This is a genomic window from Actinomadura geliboluensis (assembly GCF_005889745.1).
Classification (GTDB): Bacteria; Actinomycetota; Actinomycetes; order Streptosporangiales; family Streptosporangiaceae; genus Spirillospora; species Spirillospora geliboluensis.
Map to the genome: position 1 here is coordinate 1 of NZ_VCKZ01000178.1, position 17,388 is coordinate 17,388.

Below are 17,388 nucleotides of genomic sequence, written 5' to 3' on the forward strand. Positions count from 1 at the left end.
GGGTGGGGATGTCGGCTTGGTAGCCGTCCTCTGCGAACCACTGGTACATCCGTTCCTCGATCGGCTTGGGCGCCAGCCGCGTGGGGACACCGGTCACCTGCTGGTAAGCCGCCGCCACCTGCTCGAAGCTGACGGCGTCCCCGGCGATCGCCAGCCGGGCGCCGAGATAGGCATCGGGTTCGGCGAACGCTTTGGCGGCGATCCGGCCGATGTCCGAGGCCGCGATCATCTGCATCGGGCGGTCGGGGACCACCGGTAGTTCCAGGACGCGTTCGTTGGTGGCGTCGGCGTACCACAGCAGGTTGTCCATGAAGAACACCGGCCGCAGGATCGTCGCCGACGGGAGGGTGGCGGCAATGTGCTCCTCGATGCGGGTCTTGGACTCGAAGTGGTCGATGCCGGTGGCGCGTTCGGCGCCGTCGACGGAGCTGTAGACCAGGTGCGCGACTCCTGCGGCCCGGGCGGCGTCGGCCAGGGCGATCCCGCGGCGGACCTCGGTGGCCAGTTCCTCCTCGGTGACGGCCAGCGGCTGGACGCTGAACACGCCGTGGGCGCCGGCGGCCGCCCGGGCCAGTGACTCCGCATCATCGAGGTCGCCGCGCACCAGGGTCGCGCCGGCGCGGGCCAGGGCGCGGGCGGGGACCGCGTCCGCGTCGCGCACCAGGGCCCGTACGTTCCAGCCGTCGGCGAGCAGCGCCCGGGCGGTGCCACCGCCTTGGTTTCCGGTCGCTCCGGCGACGAGCACGGTCTTGGTCGAGTGCATAGGGTCCTCGTTTCCCTCTCAGTGCGGAGCAATTCGCTCCGCAGATCGAGGACACTACTGCGGAGTCATTCGCTCCGCAAGGTCTAGGATGACCGGCATGGGTGTCTCCAAACAGCAGCAGGCCCGGCAGGCCGAGGTCGCCCGTAACGACGAAGCCCTCCTGCAGGCCGCCCGGCGGGTGTTCGCGCGCGACGGGGTGCACGCCTCGGTCAACGCGATCGCCGAGGCCGCCGGGGTCGGCGTGGGCACGCTCTACCGGCGCTACAACGGCAAGGCCGCCTTGTACGAACGGCTGCTGGTGCTGTCGAACCAGCAGTGGATAGCGACCGTGCGGACGGCCGCCGACCACCCCGACCCGTGGCAGGGACTGCAGAACCTGGTCGTCGAGAGCGTCGAGTACGGCCAGGGCACGCTGGCCCCGCTGGGGAGGCTGACGTCGCTGCCCCCGCAGATGGCCGGCCTCGCGGCCTCGGCAGACCGGGACTTCGCTGTCCTGGTGGACCGCGCGCACGAGTGCGGCGGACTACGCCGGGACGTGACGGCGACCGACGTCCTCCTGCTCATCGAGCAGTTGGGCCGGTCGCCATTGGTCGAGCAGATCCAGGACGTGGACGACCCCGCGCTCACCACCGAAGCGCGGGCCGCCCGGCGCCGCCTGATCGCGATCGCCCTGGGCGGCCTCGCCGCCCAGCCGCGCGCCGACCTGCCCGGGCTGCCCCCCGCGCAACGCCTGCTGACGGCGCGTTGGCGAACCTGATCCGCCCCTCGGCCCCTGCACCGCGCAGGGCCGGGTCGGCTAGCGCTAGCCGGGCTCGTCCTCGGCCAGCGTCCACCGCGTACCCGAACTCCGGCCCTTCCTCCTGCTCATCGAACATCGGTACTCACCCTTTGGTGTGGAGGGAACGAGACTGGCCGTCAGTTCGGCCCGGGCGTCGGGTCGTGGATGATGCGGTGGATGGTGGAACGGCCGACGCTGTACTCGGTGGCCAGGTCGGCGAGGGAGACCTCGCCCTCGGCGTAGCGGCGGCGGATGGAACGCCGCGCTGGCTCGGGCAGCTTGGGCTGCTTGCCCTTCAGCTTGCCGTTCTTCTTGGCCAGGGCCATGCCCTCGCGGGTGCGCAGGTGGCCCAGGTTCGCCTCGAACTCCGCCACCATCGCCAGGGTCTGCAGGAACAGTCGGCCGAACGGGTCGTTCCAGTCGTAGACCGACCCGCCGAGCCCGAACAGCACGCCGCGGTCGGACAGGTCGGTGAGGATCTGGTTGGCCTCGGCCATGTTGCGGGCGAACCGGTCGAACTCGGTCACGGTGAACACGCTCTCGGGCCACACCGCGGCCAGCGCCCGGTCCAGGCCAGCGCGGTTGCGGCGGGTGGTCCCGGAGAAACCCCGGTCGATGTAGATCCGATCCTCGGGCACGCCGAGCCCGAGCAGCTGATCGGTCTGGAGCACGACGTCCTGCTCGTCGGTGGAGCAGCGGGCGTAGCCGACCCGGATCGCGTTCGGCGCGGCGTTGACGGCGTTCACGGGCTCCAGTGTTCCGGATAGGGCCCCGTCACCGGGACAGTTCGCGGAACACTCTTACGGAACAGTTCGACCTGGATGTCCGTCTCGGCTGGCCGGTGTTCCGGTGGGGGATCCCCTAACGGAACAGCGCCGGGTGGGGACTCAGGCAGGCGGTGTACCGAACAGCACGCGCGGTTCCAGGTCCAAGCGCGTGGTCGGGTCTGATCGGGCGGGGTGAGGTTGAGGGTCCAGTTGCCGAACCGGCGGATGGTGTGGTGGTGATGTAGGGCGAGACGGTGGCCAGGTCCTCGGTGTCGACGGGGTGGCCCTCGGCGGCTAGGGCGTTGGCGGCGTCGGTGATGTCGCAGGCGTTGGAGTAGATGACGCAGTTGGCGATCAGCTCGTTGAACGGGGGTTCCCCCCGAAGTGTGGACACCGGTTGTTATGCGGCTTGAGCCACCTTATCGGTCTGTTGTTCGTAGTTGATCGGGCTGGTGTGGCCGAGGGCCGAGTGCCTGCGCGTGGTGTTGTAGCGCGTGACCCACCGGAACACCGCCAGCCGGGCCTGGCGTGGCCCGGACCAGCGCTTGCGGCCCTGCAGGGTCTCTCGTTTCAGGCTGGCGTTGAACGCCACGGCCAGGGCGTTGTCGGCGCTTGTGCCGACCGCGCCCATCGACTGGACGACGCCCAGGCGGGCGCAGGCGGCGGCGAAGTCAGCCGAGGTGTACTGGGCGCCGTGATCGGAGTGGAAGACGGCGCCGTCCAGCCGCCCGCCACGGGTGCGGGCCGCGGCCTCCAACGCGTCGATGACCAGCTCGGTGCGCATGTGGTCGGCGATCGACCAGCCCGCCAGCCGGCGTGAGTACAGGTCGATCACGGTCGCCAAGTAGAGGAACCTGCCGTCTGCGACCGGCAGGTAGGTGATGTCGCCCACGTACCGCTGGTTCGGTGCCGGGGCGCAGAAGTCCGCTTGATCAGGTCGCCCACCTTCTGGTGGGAGGGCTCGGGCACGGTGGTCCGGACCTTCCTGCGCAGGTGCACGCCGACGATGTCGAAGGCGCGCATCACCCGCTCGATGCGCTTGTGGTTCACCCGCCACCCCTGACCGCGCAGCTCGGCCGTGACCCGCGGCGACCCGTAGGTGCCGTCCTGATCGGCGTGGATCCGGCGGATCTGCTCGGCCAGCGCCTCGTCGGCACGGCGCCGCTCGGCCCGGGCCCGGCGGGCCTCCCGCCACCGGTAGTAGCCCGACCGGGAGACTTCAAGGACATGACACAGCCGCTTGACGCTGAACAGCTCACGATGGTCCTCAACGAACTGGAAGCGACTCACCAGTTCGTCTCTCCCGCGAGATACTTGGCCGCCCGACGCAGAATGTCGCGCTCGGCCTCCAGCTCGCGCACCTTGGCGCGCAGCTGCCGATTCTCCTGTTCAAGCACGGCGTCGGAGGCTACCGGGCCAGCACCCGGCTCGGGCCGCCGGGCCGGCCTGCCACCCTCGGCCTGCCGCCCGCCGGTCTGCCCGGCACGGGCCTGCCGCACCCACAGACGCAGCGTCTCCCGGTTGACACCCAGATCCCTGGCCACCGACGCATACGTCCGCGACGGATCCGACAGGTACAACGCCACCGCGTCGGCCTTGAACTCCTCGGAGTAGACCTTCATCCTCACACGGGACCCCTCTTACCCCCAGACCTTCCATGATCCAGGGCGCTCAGGGTGTCCACACTCCGGGGGGAGGGCCCGTGCGGTCTTCGGCGCCGCGGTAACGCTGCGTCGGGTACGGCAGTCGATGTCAGGGGCGGCGCAGCTGGGCACTGTCGCCATTGCTTGCGTCCCCGTACCCCCAGGTCAAGCCTTGGGCTTCCAGCTTGAAAGCCTGCAGAGCCGGGTTGAGTGAACAGCCGGAGGTCCGGCTGATCAAGCGGGTGGCCAGGAAGATGATCGGATCGTCTGCCGAGACGAGCACGCCGGCGGTCTCGCAGGCGGGACCGCCTGGAGCGCCCACCCGGGTCCGAACGGCCTCGGTGCCGACGGCGCCGTCACCGATGTCGAACTCCCTATGCAGACCGTTTCCGTCGGACCCGACCCAGCGGCCGTGGAGATCGGCCGGTACCGCCGTGTGGCGAGCGCGTGAGAGATCGCCGGACACCTTCCCGGCGGCCCAGTGGACCTGCGCGCCTTTCAACGTCATCTTCTGCGGCGGGTCGTCCTCGCATCTGCCCGGCGGGATGCTTCTGGTGAGGCGTGGACGCAGATCGACGGCGGGTGAGCTGGACGCCAGCCTTCCGACGTACTCGCAGAACATCCCGGGCTCCTGGGCCACGATGATCCTGGCGACGTCCTGGCCGAGTGCCCCCTGGGAAAGGGTGATCCGGCGTTGCCACCATGTCTCGGTGCCGGCCTGTTCGACCTCTCCCTCCCACGTCCCGACCATGGCGGGCGGCACGACGCCGTTGACGCTCTCGTCTTTGGTGCCCTGTTCTTTGGTGCCGGTGTTCCGCCCGGCGGTAGCCTCTCCATCATCGCCGGTGAGCGCGATGACCGTGGTCGCCGCGATCACGACGGCCGCGACGGCGCCGAGGGCGGGGTACAGCCGGCGGCGCGGTGCCGGACGGCGCCGGAAGGAGGCCGTGCTGGTGTGGCCGCTCCCGGGAGGGCCGGGGTGCGGGGACGGTGCGGCGTGAGCCGCCTCCAGGTCGGGGGTCTCCAGGTCGAGCAGGCCGGCGGTATGCCGACCCAGTTCGGTGGCGACCTCCCCGGGCAACCAGATCCGCGGGAACGGGGGCAAAGATCTTAGAATCGCCTCGAGTGTGGGGCGATCTTCCGGTGCTTTGGCCAGGCATGCCTCCACCAGGGTGCGAACCGGTCCGGACAGCCTGCCCAACTGCGGGTCTCCCTGCGTGACCTGGAGGAGCACCGCGTGCACGTTGTCGACGTCGGCGCCGAACGGTCGACGTCCGGTCGCGGCGTAGGCCAGCACCGACCCCAAGCTGAAGATGTCGCCGGCCGGGCTCGGTTCCGCCCCCCGCGCCTGCTCGGGCGACATGAAGGCGGGCGAGCCGATCAGGGCCCCGGTGCGGGTCGCCACGCCGGCGTCCACCGACCGCGCGATGCCGAAGTCGATCACCCGTGGGCCGTCGATGGTCACCATCACGTTGGACGGCTTGAGGTCGCGGTGGATCAGTCGATGGGCGTGCACAGCCTGTAACGCGCGGGCCAGCCCCGACGCCAGCGCGAGAACGGAGAGCTCGGGCAGCGGACCGTGCCGCTCGACCGTGTCCGCCAGCGTGGGACCGGGAACATAGCCGGTGGCCACCCACGGCTCATCCGATTCGGTGTCGGCGTCCAGCACCGGTGCCGTCCACTGGCCGCCGACCCGGCGCGCCGCCTCCACCTCGTGCCGGAACCGCTGCCGGAAGACCGGGTCCGCGGCCAGGTTGGCGTGCACCAGCTTCACGGCCACCATGCGCCCGCCGCGGGACCGGCCCAGATAGACCTGCCCCATGCCTCCCGCACCGAGCCGACCAATCAGCCGATAGTCGCCCATCGTCCGCGGATCTTCGAGCTGTAGCGCCTCCATAAATCCCCCTTATTGAAGATCAGCTGAAGACTAATGAGGTGTCCTGTCCGGACGCCACTGGACCATCGACTATTCACCCGCCGGTACCGGCCGACCTTCCCAACCACGAGCCGAGCCGCCTTTTACACTCACGTCGCCGGTGTCAGCCCGGCGTCCACCGCCGACACGGCCGCGGACGAATACTCGGGCAACGCGCGAGGCCCGGCGCGGCTCGGCAGAGAGGTCGACCGGACCGGGCGGCCTTTTGCGGGAGCACGCCCGGCCCGGGGTGCGGTTAGGGGACTACTTGGTGGCGTACTTCGCGATGGCGTCGCTCGCCACGTGGTTGTGCCGCCAGGACGGCAGGTGCTCGTAGATAAGCTCCCCGAACGCTGGTGCGAGCGGCTGGTCGACCCAACCGCGGAGGATCTCCGAGCCGACGGCGAGCCAGTTGACGGGGATCGCGCCGGCCTGAACGAGTCGCATGACCGCCGTGTCGTGTGTCTCTTTGGTGGTCGCCGCAGAGGCGTCGACGACGATGTAGACCTCGTAGCCGCGGTCGAGAGCGGTCAAGGCGGTCAGGGCGAGGCAGACGTCGGTCTGGATGCCCGCCATGATCAGCTTCTTGCGTCCGGCGGCCTCGATGGCCGCAGCGAACTGGTCGTTCTCGAAAGCGTCGAAGACCGGTGGACGGTGGATGACGGGAGTGTCGCCGAGGACCTGCGCGAGCTCGGGGTAGAGAGGGCCTGCGGGAAAGTCCTCGGGAGCGGCGGTGACGATCAGCGGTAGGTTGAACAGCTTCGCGGTTTTGGCCAGCGCGAGCGTGCCGTTGAGGTTCTCATCGATCGTGTGCGATCCGATGAGGTTCGAGAAACCGACCTCGTGATCGATGAGGACGACCGCGCTGTTGTCGGCGGTAAGTGGCGTGTGCGGCATGACTTTCTCCTTGGTTGTTTCCCTTGTGGTCACCGTGACGCGGCTGGTGTCAGTCAGCCGGCCTCTTGTGAGTCGCCACGAGCGTGAGGATGTCGCTCACGGTGGTGGTCACGCCGCCTGCTCCTTCCGGGAGCCGACCTCGCGGCGTACGACGGGGGCGACTTCGGCGCCGAGCAGTTCGATCGCCTTGAGGACGTCCTGCTGCGGCATCCCGCCGAAGCCGATCTGGATCAGGGCGCGGTCCAGGCCGTAGAGCTCGTGGTAGGCCAGCAGCTTCTCGATGACCTCATGCGGGCTGCCGACGACGAGTCCGGCGTTGGGGGCTGGGCTTCGATGGCGGCCCGCGGCATCGCGAACCCGCGGCCACGCTGGTGGTTGTTGGCCATCATGCCCTGCGCGAAGTAGGGGTACATCGTGTCGCGGGCGTCCTGGCTGGTACGCCCGACGTAGCCGTGGAGGTTGATGCTGGTGCGCAGCGTGGCGGGGTCGTGCCCGGCCTGCTGTGCGGCTTCTCGGTACAGGTCGATGGTCTGCTGGTGATTTGGTGCAGGAGCCGCGGCCGGCGATGATCTCGGCCCGGCCTCCGGAGAGCTGGTCGAGTGTGGCGATCTGTTCCCAGACCCGCACCGGGTCGTCGGAGCTGAGCACGGTGACCGCGCTGGTCAGCCTGATGTTCGTGGCGGCCTGGGCGGCTGCGGTCAGGACGACGGAGGGGGCCGAGCCGACGACGTCGGTGCGGTGGTGCTCGCCGACGGCGAACAGGTCGAGTCCGGCCTCGTCGGCGAGCCGCGCCTGCTCGATGGTTTCCCGGGCGCGCTGGTGCGCGGAAGGAAGCGTACCGGTAGCTGGGTCGGCGATGATCTCGGCGAACGTCATGAAGCCGATCTCGAAGGGGGATCGCTCCCCGGCGACTGTGGTGGGCAACGTGCTCTCCATACGGTCCTCGTGCGGATGCCGTTCGGTGTTCTGATCATAACAAGGTGTCTGCGCAGATAGATATTCCTTCCAGTGTACTGCCTGCGCAGACATGTACACCGGGCGATGAGGACGGCGGTCACGGTATGCTGCGGGGGTGGCGACTCCACGTCTGAGCGACCTTGAGAACGAGGCCTGGCGAGGTTTCCTTTATGCCCACGACCGCATCTGGCGTGAGATCGAGGCGGGGATCGCGCCACTGGGCGTGAGCATGGCCGAGTACAGTGTCCTGTCCCTGCTCGGTCGAGCCGGTCGCTCCGGCATGCGGATGTCCGAGCTGGCCAGGGATCGGCTGATGTCCACCGGTGGTTTCACCCGGCTCGCCGACCGGCTGGAGCGCCGCGGGCTCATCGAGCGTCAGCGTGCGGCCGGGGACGGACGCGGCTACGTCGCCGTCCTGACACCCGATGGGCACAACCTCCTGCGCAAGGCATGGAAGCAGCAGCATGCCGACCTGCGCCGACTCTTCCTCGACCGTTTGGACGACGACGACCTGCGCGACCTCACGCGGATCTGGTCACGCCTCGGGCCGGAGAGCGACGAGGGGGCGAGCCCGCGGTGACCGCACCGGCCGCAGGTGAACCGCTTGCCGATCACCTGCGGCCCGGCGGACACCGGCACGGCCTCCGGGTAGGTGTTGCAGCACGCCCGGGCCCTGACTGGTTGGGCGGTCATCACCGCACTGCCGGTGGGGATGGAAACTCAGGCATCCGTTTGCGGCAGTTCCCAGATGTCAGCGACCAGCGGAAAGCCCGCGGGGTCGATGTAGGAGCCGTTGTTCACGATCCTGTTGTTGGCGTGGCCGAGGGTGTGCAGGCTGAAGGCCGCCTGCAGCGCGTTCCACTGGCCCTGGATCTCCAGGGTCTGATTCACGGCCCTCTTGGCCATCTTCAGCCCGGCGGTGGGGCGGGTCGCGATCCGCTCGGCGAGGGCCAGCGTGGCCGACTCCAGGTCGGCTCGGGGGACCACCCGGCTGACCATGCCGATTTCCTTGGCCTCTGCCGCCGTCAGGACGTCGCCTGTGAGCAGCAGTTCCTTCGCACGGCGCGCACCGAACTCCCACGGATGCATGAACAGCTCGACGGCGCTCATCCCGAACGCCGTGACCGGGTCGGCGAAGCGCGCGTCCTCACTGGCCACGATCAGGTCATTGGGCCACGTGATCATCAAGCCGCCGGCGAACACGCGCCCCTGAACCGCGGCGATGCTCGGTTTGGGGAAGTTGCGCCAGCGCCAGTGCAGTTGCAGGAAGACCTCGTTCTCCCAGGCCATATCGCCCTCGACGCCGCCGAGCCCCAGTCCGCCCTCCAGCGTCACCTGGTCCATGCCGTCGGTGCTGAAGAGCCCATCGACGTCGTGCCCGATCGAGAAGTCCTGGCCCTCCGCGGCGAGGACGAACACGGAGATCGAGTCGTCGGCCGCGGCGCGCCGGTAGGCGGCGTCCAGCTGGTAGAGCAGGTGGACGTCCTGCAGATTCCCGGTCTCGGAGCGGGTGAGTGTCGCGCGGGCGACACGCTCGGCGGGTACGTCGTAGGTCACGCGGTCACCGAGCTTCACCGGCTCGGGCAGGGTGCTGTCGGCCATGTCATCCGTCCTTTCACAGTGTTGCGGGCGCTGGGCCCCTCACGGTCACGGTGGCGACCGGCCTCCCGGGCGGGCGCCACCATGCCGCCGGCGTCGGGATGAGCGAGGAGTCCATCGAGATCGCCCTTCCTCATGGGTGAAGTGACGCGAACAACCTGTCTGTGCAGACACTTATTCCGTCATGGCGGCATCACCTGGTCCGGGTGATGCCGGCACGGCGACGGGAAGGGGGCCTGGGCATCCGGCGACCATGTCCCGGTCGTTGATGTCAAAGATCAGGTGCCGCTCGGGGGAGGCGAGCAGCGCGGAGGTTCAGCATGTGGGCGTCACCGCGCAGCTGCACCGTGATCCCTGTGCGGGGTGCATTGCAGATAATTCCGGTTGACTAGGTCGAGAATGCCGGCCATGCTGATCGCATGCACTCTGGGCTCTCTCCGTGGACGCGGCCGCATGTCGATCTGGGACGGCTGGCCGGTGGCCTGTGTCACCGCGCCTTGCCCAGGTGACACACGGCGCAGGATCCGCTGACAGAGGGAGAGCAGGCGATGACGAACATGACCGTTATGGCGGACGACGTGGCGTCCGCGACGTTGACCGAACTGGCGGAGGATTGCTATGCCTGGCTGCCGCGGGTGCGGCTCAGCCCGCAGGGCCGCTGGTACGGGCGGCTGCGCCGGGATGGCGACCACGAGATCTGGCTGATCAACTGGCCGCCGGGTCAGACCACCGGGCTGCACGACCACGGTGGTTCGCGCGGTGCGTTCGCGGTGGCGCTGGGCAGCCTGCAGGAGCGTGACCTCGGCGCGGTGCGGGACGTGACGCCGGGCGGGTCCCGCGCGTTCGGGGCCGAGTACGTCCACGAGGTGCGCAACGTCTCGGCCGCCCCGGCGGTGAGCGTGCACGCCTACTCCCCGCCGCTGTCGTCCATGAACCGCTACGACCTTGCCGACGGCCGGCTGGTGCGGCTGGTGACCGAGGAGGCGGGCCAGTGGTGACGCGGTCGGCCGCGCGCGTCGTCGTGTTGGTGGGCAACCCCCGGCCGCGATCGCGCACCCGCGCGGTCGCGGTCCTGGCCGCCGAGGCCGTCGGCGGGCGCATCGGCCCGGCCGACCAGGAGATCATCGACCTCTCGGCGCTGGCGGTGGGGTTGGGCTCGTCCTCGGTCCCCGCCGCGGTGGAGAAGGCGGAACAGGCGGTCCTGGCCGCGGATGTGCTGGTGGTGGCGAGCCCGACCTACAAGGGCACCTATACGGGGCTGCTGAAGACCTTCCTGGATCGCCTGCCCGGCGCGGCGCTGGCCTCGGCCGCGGCTCTTCCGCTGATGGTCATGGGCAACGCACGGCACGCGCTGGCCGTCGAGGTGCATCTGCGCGCGGTGCTGGTGGAACTGGGGGCGTTCGTCCCGACTCCCGGGGCGGTGCTGCTGGAGGAGCAGGTCGAACGGGCGGGCGAGATCCTGGACGGCTGGGCCGGCCGGGTCGCGCCCCAGGTGACCGCGGTGCTTGGGGGCCGGAGCGCCGTCGCGTGAACCGTGCCGCCGCTGGACGCCTTCGTCGCAAGGCGTGCCTGTCGGCCGATCTGAGCGGCTGGCGGACGACGCCGACGATCTGGTCCGGGCGGCCGCCCTGGAGGCCCTCGCGGGGATCGGCTGCCCCGCGCCGCTGGACGCGGCGGCGGCCACCGCGCTCGGCTCGCTCGTCAAGGCGCTGGACGGCCCGAACCTGGACGTGCGCAAGGCGGCCGTGATCAATCTGGGCCGCTGGGCCGGCACCGAGACCGACGCCGCCGATGCGCTCCGCCGCGCCTGCTCCGACCCCGACGCCGACGTCAGGGCGTACGCGCGGCGGTCACTGACCCCTGCGCCGTGACATCCGGCGGGCCCGCCGCTTCTGGCGGGCCGGGCAACCCTGCGCCGGTGCTCCCGGCCCGCTGCTCGTTTCGTGGTGTGCCGGCGTCGGGGCCGGTCCTCAGTGTGCCGGACGCCATATTCATGTATTTCCTATTGACTTACTAGGAAATATTGGCCAGAGTGACTGCCGTGAGTCCCCTCGTCCCCCTCGTCGCCCGTCTGCACGTCGATCTCCGGCTGCAGGCGAGCGCCCTGTGTCCGCGCTGACGACGCGATCCCGGCAGGCCCGGGCGCACCGCTCCGGCCGCCCGCCTGTTCGCTGACCGACCCTGTCCGCCGACCGGCTTCCCATGAAGGGGCTTGGAGTCCCATGTCCACATCCTCCGTCGATCTCGCGCGCCCGGCCGCCCGGGCGCGCTCCAGACCCCCATCTCCGCCGCGGCCCCGCCCCGGGCTGCGGGTCGTCAGCCCGCTGGCGCTGCTGATCCTCTGGCAGGTCGCGAGCAGCGCGGGCGTCCTGCCCGAGCGGCTGCTGGCGTCGCCCGCGACCGTCGCCGACACGGCGGTGGCCTTGACCGCCGACGGGACGCTCGGCGAGGCCGTCGCGATCTCCTTGCAGCGGGCGCTCATCGGTTTCCTCATCGGAGCGGTCGCCGGGCTCTCCCTGGCACTGCTGGCCGGGCTCAGCCGCCCCGGCGAGAGCGTCGTCGATCCGCCGATGCAGATGCTGCGCGCGCTCCCGCTGTTCGGCCTGATCCCGCTCTTCATCCTCTGGTTCGGGATCGGAGAGACCCCCAAGGTCGTCCTGGTGGCCTTCGGCGTGCTCTTCCCGATCTACCTGAACACCTACGCCGGCATTCGCGGCGTGGACGCCAGGCTCGCCGAGGTCGGGCAGGTCCTGCGGCTCGGCCGGACCGCGCTGATCAGGCACATCGTGCTGCCCGGCGCGCTGCCGCAGACGCTGGTCGGGCTGCGGCAGAGCCTCGGCATCGCCTGGCTCGCCCTGATCGTGGCCGAGCAGATCAACGCGAGCACGGGGCTCGGCTTCATGATCAACGACGCCCGCGAGTTCCTGCGCATCGACATCGTCGTGGTCGGGCTGCTCGTTTACGCGATCCTCGGCCTCGCCACCGACGCCTTGGTGCGGCTGCTGGAAGGGAGGGCGCTGTCATGGCGACGCGGACTGCTCGGAACGTGAACGGCGCCGACGCCGGCCCGCAGGCCACCAATACCGGCACGGCGGATTCCACCGCCACCAGTCCGGTCGTCCGGATCCGGGGGGCTGACCAAGCGGTTCGGGGCCCGCAGCGTCCTGGACGGCGTGGACCTGGACATCGAGCGCGGGGAGTTCGTCGCCCTGCTCGGCCGCAGCGGCTCGGGCAAGTCCACGCTGCTGCGAGTGCTCGCCGGACTCGACGGCGGCGCCGCCGGCGACCTGCACGTCGACGGCACGGCGGCCGTGGCCTTCCAGGAACCGCGCCTGGTTCCCTGGAAGCGCGTGCTGAGCAACGTCACACTCGGGCTGCGAGCCCCCGACCCGGTCGCCGCAGCCGAGCGCGCACTGGCGGAGGTCGCGCTGACCGACCGCCGGGACGTGTGGCCGCTCACCCTCTCCGGAGGCGAAGCCCAGCGGGTCTCCCTCGCCCGCGCCCTGGTGCGCAACCCCGACCTGCTGCTGCTCGACGAGCCGTTCAGCGCGCTCGACGCGCTGACGCGCATCAACATCCACCGGCTCGTGCTCGACCTGTGGGCCAGGCACAGCCCCGGTGTCCTGCTGGTCACCCACGACGTGGACGAGGCGCTGCTGCTCGCCGACCGCGTTCTGGTACTGGACGGCGGCCGGATCGCGCACCAGTCCACGGTCGACCTGCCCCGCCCCCGCCGCCGCGACCAACGCGAACTCATCGACCTGCGCTCCACCCTCCTCGCCCGGCTGGGCGTGACCATCGAAGGAACGACATGACCAGACGGCATGCCGCTGTGCTCCTGCTGACCGCGCTTCTCACGGCGGTGACCTCCTGCTCCTCCGGCGACAAAGCGGCCGAGCCGGGGGAAGTGGTGCTACGCGTCGGAGACCAGAAGGGCGCCAGCGTGCAGGAGATGCTCACGGCCGCCGGCCAGCTCGACGGCCTCACCTACAAGATCAAATGGTCGCTGTTCACCTCCGGCCCGCCGATCCTCGAAGGCGTCAACGCCGGGGCCGTCGACTTCGGCTCCGTCGGCAACACCCCACCGGTGTTCGCGGCGGCGTCCAAGGCCCGCATCATCATCGTCGGCGCCACCGAGTCCCGCCTGACGGGGCAGGCCATCGTGGTGCCCAAGGGCTCCCCGTTGCGTTCGCCGACCGAGCTCAAGGGCAAGAAGGTCGCCGTCGCCAAGGGCAGCTCGGCCAACTACCACCTGCTGTCGGTGCTCAAGAAGAACGGGCTCGGGTTCGGCGACATCCAGACGCAGTACCTCCAGCCCGCCGACGCCCTCGCCGCGCTCACCGGCGGCCGCGTGGATGCCTGGGCGACCTGGGAGCCCTACACCGCCCAGGCCGAACTGGAGAACGGCGCCCGCATCCTGGCCGACGGCCGCGGCTACACCAACGGCTACGGCTTCCAGGTCACCTCCAAAGACACCCTCAAGGACAAGGAGCGGACCGCCGCCCTCAAGGACTTCCTCGCCCGCTACCAGCGCGCGATCCAGTGGTCCAACACCCACCCTGCGCAATGGGCGGGCATCTGGGCGAAACAGACCCGGCTGCCCGTACCGGTCGCCGAGCGCGCCGTCGATCGCCGCCTCGCCGACATCATTCCCATCGACGACTCGGTGATCGCCTCCGAACAGCAGATCGCCGACTCCTTCTCCGGTGTCGGCCTGATCCCCGGCAAGGTCACGATCGCCGACTTCTTCGACCGGCGTTTCAACGACCTCGCCACGGCGGCACGTCAAGGGAAGTGACACGATGACCCTGCGATTCCACTGGTTCCTGCCCACCACCGGCGACGGCCGGACACTCGTCGGCGGAGGCCACAGCGTGCCCAAGGGAGTAGGCGTGCCCGCAGGAGCGGCGGGCACCGCCGACCGCTTCCGCACTCCAGACATCGACTACCTCGCCCAGGTCGCCCGGACCGCCGAGCATCTGGGGTTCGAGGCCGTCCTCACCCCCACGGGCACCTGGTGCGAGGACGCCTGGCTGGTGACTTCGGCGCTCGTCCGTGAGACCCGCCGGCTGAAGTTCCTGGTCGCCTTCCGGCCCGGCCTGATCTCTCCGACCCTGGCGGCCCAGATGGCCGCGACCTACCAGCGCATCTCCGGCGGACGGCTCGCGCTCAACGTGGTCACCGGAGGGGAGGCGGCCGAGCAGCGGCGCTTCGGCGACCACCTCGACCACGATGAACGCTACTCCCGCACCGAGGAGTTCCTGTCGGTCGTGCGGGGCGCCTGGGGGGCCGAGCCCTTCGACTACACCGGCGAGCACTACCGGGTGGAAGGCGCCACCGTGCGGCAGCCTCCCGACCCCGTCCCGCCGATCTACTTCGGCGGCTCGTCCGGCGCCGCGGGCCCGGTCGCGGCTCGCCACGCCGACGTCTACCTCACCTGGGGCGAGCCGCCCGACCAGGTCGCCGCCAAGATCGCCCACATCAGCCAGCTGGCCGAGCGTCAGGGCCGCACGCTCCGGTTCGGCATCCGGTTGCACACCCTCAGCCGCGACACTGCGGAGCGGGCCTGGCGGGAGGCCGGACGGCTGCTGGACAGCCTCGATCCCGCCGCCGTCGCCAAGGCGCAGCAGGCCCTGGCCGCCAGCGAATCGGTCGGCCAGCGGCGGATGCGCTCCCTGCACCAGCGGTACCGGGACGGCGGCGGCGTGGACGCCCGTCAGCTGGAGATCTACCCCAACCTGTGGGCGGGTGTCGGCCTGGTGCGCGGCGGCGCCGGAACCGCCCTGGTCGGCAGCCACACCGAGGTCGCCGACCGGATCGAGGAGTACGCCGCCATCGGGATCGAGGAGTTCATCCTCTCCGGCTATCCGCACATCGAGGAGGCCTACTGGTTCGGTGAGGGCGTGCTGCCCGAACTCCGCCGGCGCGGTAGGACACCCGACCTGCGCGCCACCGCCTGAGTCGGCCACCGGTCGAGGCTTCAGGGCCCCGGCCGGCGGCGGCGAATCTTTATCTCTAATTCCCGTAGGAAATATGAACCATCTCGGTTGGGGCACGAGAACGCGACTCGGGAGGTCGGATGCGGACGGTGGCGATCACCGGTGGCGGAGCCAGCGGAGCGCTGGCCGCCGCGCATCTCGCGCGCCGGACGGCGGGACCGCTGCGAACGGTGCTGATAGACCGGGACGCGCGGCACGGTCTGGGTCAGGCCTACTCGACGACCGACCCGCGTCACCTGCTGAACGTCTGCGCGGGGAAGATGAGCGCCTTCGGCGACGTTCCCGACCACCTGCTGCGATGGGCCCGCTCACGGGGCATGGACGTCGCGGACGAGGACTATCTGCCCCGCATGGTCTACGGACGGTACCTGCGCGCGATTCTCGACGAGCACCGGGACCGGATCCGCCTGGTGACGGGAAACGTGACGGCCCTCGCCCCGCCGTCCGAGGGCAGGGCCGCACGCCTCACCTTCACGGACGGACGGAGCCTCGACGCCGACGCCGCGGTCGTGGCCACCGGGAACCGTACGTCCCCCGGTGCGCGGATGCCGGCGGGCGGTCGCCGCATCCCGGACCCGTGGGCGCCCGATGCGCTCGATGGCGTTCGGGACGGCGCCCCGGTCCTGGTGGTCGAAACCGGTCTGACCATGCTCGACGTCGCCGTGACGCTCGCCGAGGCGCATCCCGGCACGGTCGTCCACGCGGTGTCACGGCACGGTCTGCTGCCGCAACCCCACCACATACATCTACCTACTCTGAAAGTAGGCCGACCTGCGCAGCCCCGCTGGGTCGGCCGACAACCCGCGCACCCGCACCGGCGCGCCGCAACCGCTCGCGGCCGCGGCGCTGTCCGCCGGATGTGGCGGCCCGGCCGCCGAGCCCCGAGCCCGCCGCGCTCGCAAGCTGCTCGCCCGCTGAAAGAGGCACCGGCATGACCATGACGGAAATCGACCTGCGCCGCGTCTACGGCGCCTACCCCACCGGTGTCGCCGCGGTGGCGGGTCTCGTCGGCGGACGGCCCGTCGGCATGGCCGCCAGCTCGTTCGTGCCGGTGTCACTGGATCCGCCGCTGGTGTCGGTCTGCATGGCGCACAGCTCCACTACCTGGCCTCTGCTGCGCGACCTGCCGCACATCGGGATCAGCGTGCTCGGCGCGCACCAGGAGGAGGCGGCTCGGCGGCTCGGCGCCCGCGGCGGTGACCGCTTCGCCGGAATCGCGTGGCGCTCCACGCCCGACGGCTGCGTGCTCATCGAGGGCGCCGCCGCCTGGTACGACTGCGCGGTCGAGCACCGGGTCCGCTCAGGCGACCACGACATCGTGGTGCTGCGGGTCCATGATCTGGATGCCGCCGCCGAGATCCCTCCTTTGGTCTTTCATGCGAGCCGCTTCCGCCGGCTGCCCTGACCCGATGCACCGCCCCGGCGTGTTTCAGAAGATCCTGGTGAGGACGCCGGACTCGACCACGACGAGGCCGCCGATGATGACGAAGAAGGCAGGGACGAGCCAGTGGCCGTAGGCTTTGGCGATCTTCTTGTGGGTGCCGAGCCCCGGAAGCCGCCAGGCACCACGGGGCGACTCCGATGGCGAACACGCGCCGTTGGCGATGGTCACTCGAACTGCACCACTTCGGCTGGAACGCCCGCAGCAGCGCCTTCGCCTACGCCGGCCACCACACCGAGGGGCCGGAGCGGCGTTACCTGCTGCCGCCGGGACTTCGGTCCTCGAACGTGACCCCGCCGGCCTGACCGATGATCCCGGCCCCGTCCGAAGACACCTCGAGCGTGGCATGGCGACCTGTAATCTCCATGTGAAAAGTGCCTTCTGAACTGGCGCGGACAGGACCTCGACAAGCCCTACCCTCCCAGCTCGGAGGCACTTTTCTTGTCTGAACGGTCACTCTCGACCCCCGCGTTCCGCGTAATTCGGCGGGCTGGAGACGCGGATCTTGGCTCTGAGCTGGGCGGAGATGGGTGGGGCCGCCTGGAGGGCGCTTCTCTAGGCGGTGGTGTTGATGCTGGTCAGCGGCGGCTCGTGTCCGGCCTCGCCGCTGGCGGCCGCAGCATCGGGAC

21 protein-coding genes and 1 pseudogene are annotated in these 17,388 nt (G+C 70.3%); 11 read left to right on the top strand and 11 right to left on the bottom strand.

The window, feature by feature from the left end:
• The coding region (locus tag ETD96_RS23130; RefSeq protein ID WP_138638570.1) for an NmrA/HSCARG family protein at positions 1-763 on the bottom strand (763 nt) is incomplete at its 3' end.
• 97 nt (positions 764-860) lie between these two features.
• Here ETD96_RS23130 and ETD96_RS23135 point away from each other — a divergent pair.
• Entirely contained in the window at positions 861-1,520 is a 660-nt protein-coding gene (locus ETD96_RS23135) for a TetR/AcrR family transcriptional regulator (protein WP_138638571.1), read from the top strand.
• Between the two features lie 158 nt (positions 1,521-1,678).
• On the opposite strand, the gene ETD96_RS23140 is transcribed toward ETD96_RS23135, so the two are convergent.
• The 8 genes and pseudogenes from ETD96_RS23140 to ETD96_RS48395 form a co-directional block, all read right to left on the bottom strand.
• On the bottom strand, positions 1,679-2,287 hold the full coding sequence (locus ETD96_RS23140; RefSeq protein ID WP_240808054.1) for a recombinase family protein: 609 nt from the start codon (positions 2,285-2,287) through the stop codon (positions 1,679-1,681).
• 115 nt (positions 2,288-2,402) lie between these two features.
• Positions 2,403-2,702, bottom strand: coding sequence for a Tn3 family transposase (locus ETD96_RS23145; RefSeq protein ID WP_205719416.1), 300 nt, complete (start codon positions 2,700-2,702; stop codon positions 2,403-2,405).
• 6 nt (positions 2,703-2,708) lie between these two features.
• The gene (locus ETD96_RS46830; RefSeq protein WP_240808056.1) at positions 2,709-3,365 is read right to left on the bottom strand and encodes an IS3 family transposase; all 657 of its coding nucleotides are present in this window, start codon (positions 3,363-3,365) and stop codon (positions 2,709-2,711) included.
• A pseudogene (locus ETD96_RS46835) lies at positions 3,350-3,598 on the bottom strand (IS3 family transposase); the annotation flags it as partial. The gene ETD96_RS46830 and the pseudogene ETD96_RS46835, both read right to left, overlap by 16 nt.
• Positions 3,595-3,930 carry a transposase gene (locus ETD96_RS46840; RefSeq protein ID WP_240808057.1) on the bottom strand — a complete coding sequence of 112 codons (336 nt, stop codon included), beginning with the start codon at positions 3,928-3,930 and terminating at the stop codon, positions 3,595-3,597. The gene ETD96_RS46840 and the pseudogene ETD96_RS46835, both read right to left, overlap by 4 nt.
• 130 nt (positions 3,931-4,060) lie before the next feature.
• The gene (locus ETD96_RS23155; protein ID WP_138638572.1) at positions 4,061-5,848 is read right to left on the bottom strand and encodes a serine/threonine-protein kinase; all 1,788 of its coding nucleotides are present in this window, start codon (positions 5,846-5,848) and stop codon (positions 4,061-4,063) included.
• A gap of 282 nt (positions 5,849-6,130) precedes the next feature.
• A complete protein-coding gene (locus ETD96_RS23160; RefSeq protein ID WP_138638573.1) occupies positions 6,131-6,763 on the bottom strand; it encodes an isochorismatase family protein in 633 nt (210 codons plus the stop codon).
• A gap of 108 nt (positions 6,764-6,871) precedes the next feature.
• A complete protein-coding gene (locus ETD96_RS48395) occupies positions 6,872-7,792 on the bottom strand; it encodes an LLM class flavin-dependent oxidoreductase (protein ID WP_240808061.1) in 921 nt (306 codons plus the stop codon).
• 43 nt (positions 7,793-7,835) lie between these two features.
• Here ETD96_RS48395 and ETD96_RS23170 point away from each other — a divergent pair, with 43 nt between their 5' ends.
• Positions 7,836-8,300 (top strand): MarR family winged helix-turn-helix transcriptional regulator, encoded by a 465-nt coding sequence (locus ETD96_RS23170; RefSeq protein ID WP_138638574.1) that lies wholly within the window; start codon positions 7,836-7,838, stop codon positions 8,298-8,300.
• Positions 8,301-8,440: 140 nt separating this feature from the next.
• Here the strand turns inward: ETD96_RS23170 and ETD96_RS23175 are convergent, their stop codons facing one another.
• Positions 8,441-9,322: an enoyl-CoA hydratase gene (locus ETD96_RS23175; protein ID WP_138638575.1), complete on the bottom strand. Its 882-nt coding sequence runs from the start codon at positions 9,320-9,322 to the stop codon at positions 8,441-8,443.
• Positions 9,323-9,867: 545 nt separating this feature from the next.
• On the opposite strand from ETD96_RS23175, the gene ETD96_RS23185 reads away from it, so the two are divergent.
• The 9 genes from ETD96_RS23185 (at position 9,868) to ETD96_RS23225 (ending at position 16,723) form a co-directional block, all read left to right on the top strand.
• A complete protein-coding gene (locus ETD96_RS23185) occupies positions 9,868-10,317 on the top strand; it encodes a cysteine dioxygenase (RefSeq protein WP_138638576.1) in 450 nt (149 codons plus the stop codon).
• Positions 10,311-10,850 carry an NAD(P)H-dependent oxidoreductase gene (locus tag ETD96_RS23190; protein WP_240808058.1) on the top strand — a complete coding sequence of 180 codons (540 nt, stop codon included), beginning with the start codon at positions 10,311-10,313 and terminating at the stop codon, positions 10,848-10,850. The genes ETD96_RS23185 and ETD96_RS23190 overlap by 7 nt, the downstream gene beginning before the upstream one ends.
• A 34-nt stretch (positions 10,851-10,884) precedes the next feature.
• The gene (locus ETD96_RS23195) at positions 10,885-11,190 is read left to right on the top strand and encodes a HEAT repeat domain-containing protein (RefSeq protein ID WP_240808059.1); all 306 of its coding nucleotides are present in this window, start codon (positions 10,885-10,887) and stop codon (positions 11,188-11,190) included.
• 351 nt (positions 11,191-11,541) lie between these two features.
• Positions 11,542-12,369, top strand: a complete 828-nt coding sequence (locus tag ETD96_RS23200; protein WP_138638578.1) for an ABC transporter permease — start codon at positions 11,542-11,544, stop codon at positions 12,367-12,369.
• 123 nt (positions 12,370-12,492) lie between these two features.
• The gene (locus tag ETD96_RS23205) at positions 12,493-13,134 is read left to right on the top strand and encodes an ABC transporter ATP-binding protein (protein ID WP_338072587.1); all 642 of its coding nucleotides are present in this window, start codon (positions 12,493-12,495) and stop codon (positions 13,132-13,134) included.
• A complete protein-coding gene (locus ETD96_RS23210; RefSeq protein WP_138638580.1) occupies positions 13,131-14,117 on the top strand; it encodes an ABC transporter substrate-binding protein in 987 nt (328 codons plus the stop codon). The genes ETD96_RS23205 and ETD96_RS23210 overlap by 4 nt, the downstream gene beginning before the upstream one ends.
• 4 nt (positions 14,118-14,121) lie before the next feature.
• Positions 14,122-15,279, top strand: a complete 1,158-nt coding sequence (locus tag ETD96_RS23215; RefSeq protein ID WP_138638581.1) for an LLM class flavin-dependent oxidoreductase — start codon at positions 14,122-14,124, stop codon at positions 15,277-15,279.
• A 119-nt stretch (positions 15,280-15,398) separates the two neighbouring features.
• A complete protein-coding gene (locus ETD96_RS23220) occupies positions 15,399-16,253 on the top strand; it encodes an FAD/NAD(P)-binding protein (RefSeq protein ID WP_138638582.1) in 855 nt (284 codons plus the stop codon).
• The gene (locus ETD96_RS23225) at positions 16,250-16,723 is read left to right on the top strand and encodes a flavin reductase family protein (RefSeq protein WP_138638583.1); all 474 of its coding nucleotides are present in this window, start codon (positions 16,250-16,252) and stop codon (positions 16,721-16,723) included. The genes ETD96_RS23220 and ETD96_RS23225 overlap by 4 nt, the downstream gene beginning before the upstream one ends.
• Positions 16,724-16,747: 24 nt before the next feature.
• Here the strand turns inward: ETD96_RS23225 and ETD96_RS23230 are convergent, their stop codons facing one another.
• Positions 16,748-16,930: a hypothetical protein gene (locus ETD96_RS23230; RefSeq protein WP_138638584.1), complete on the bottom strand. Its 183-nt coding sequence runs from the start codon at positions 16,928-16,930 to the stop codon at positions 16,748-16,750.
• Positions 16,931-17,388 lie beyond the last annotated feature (458 nt).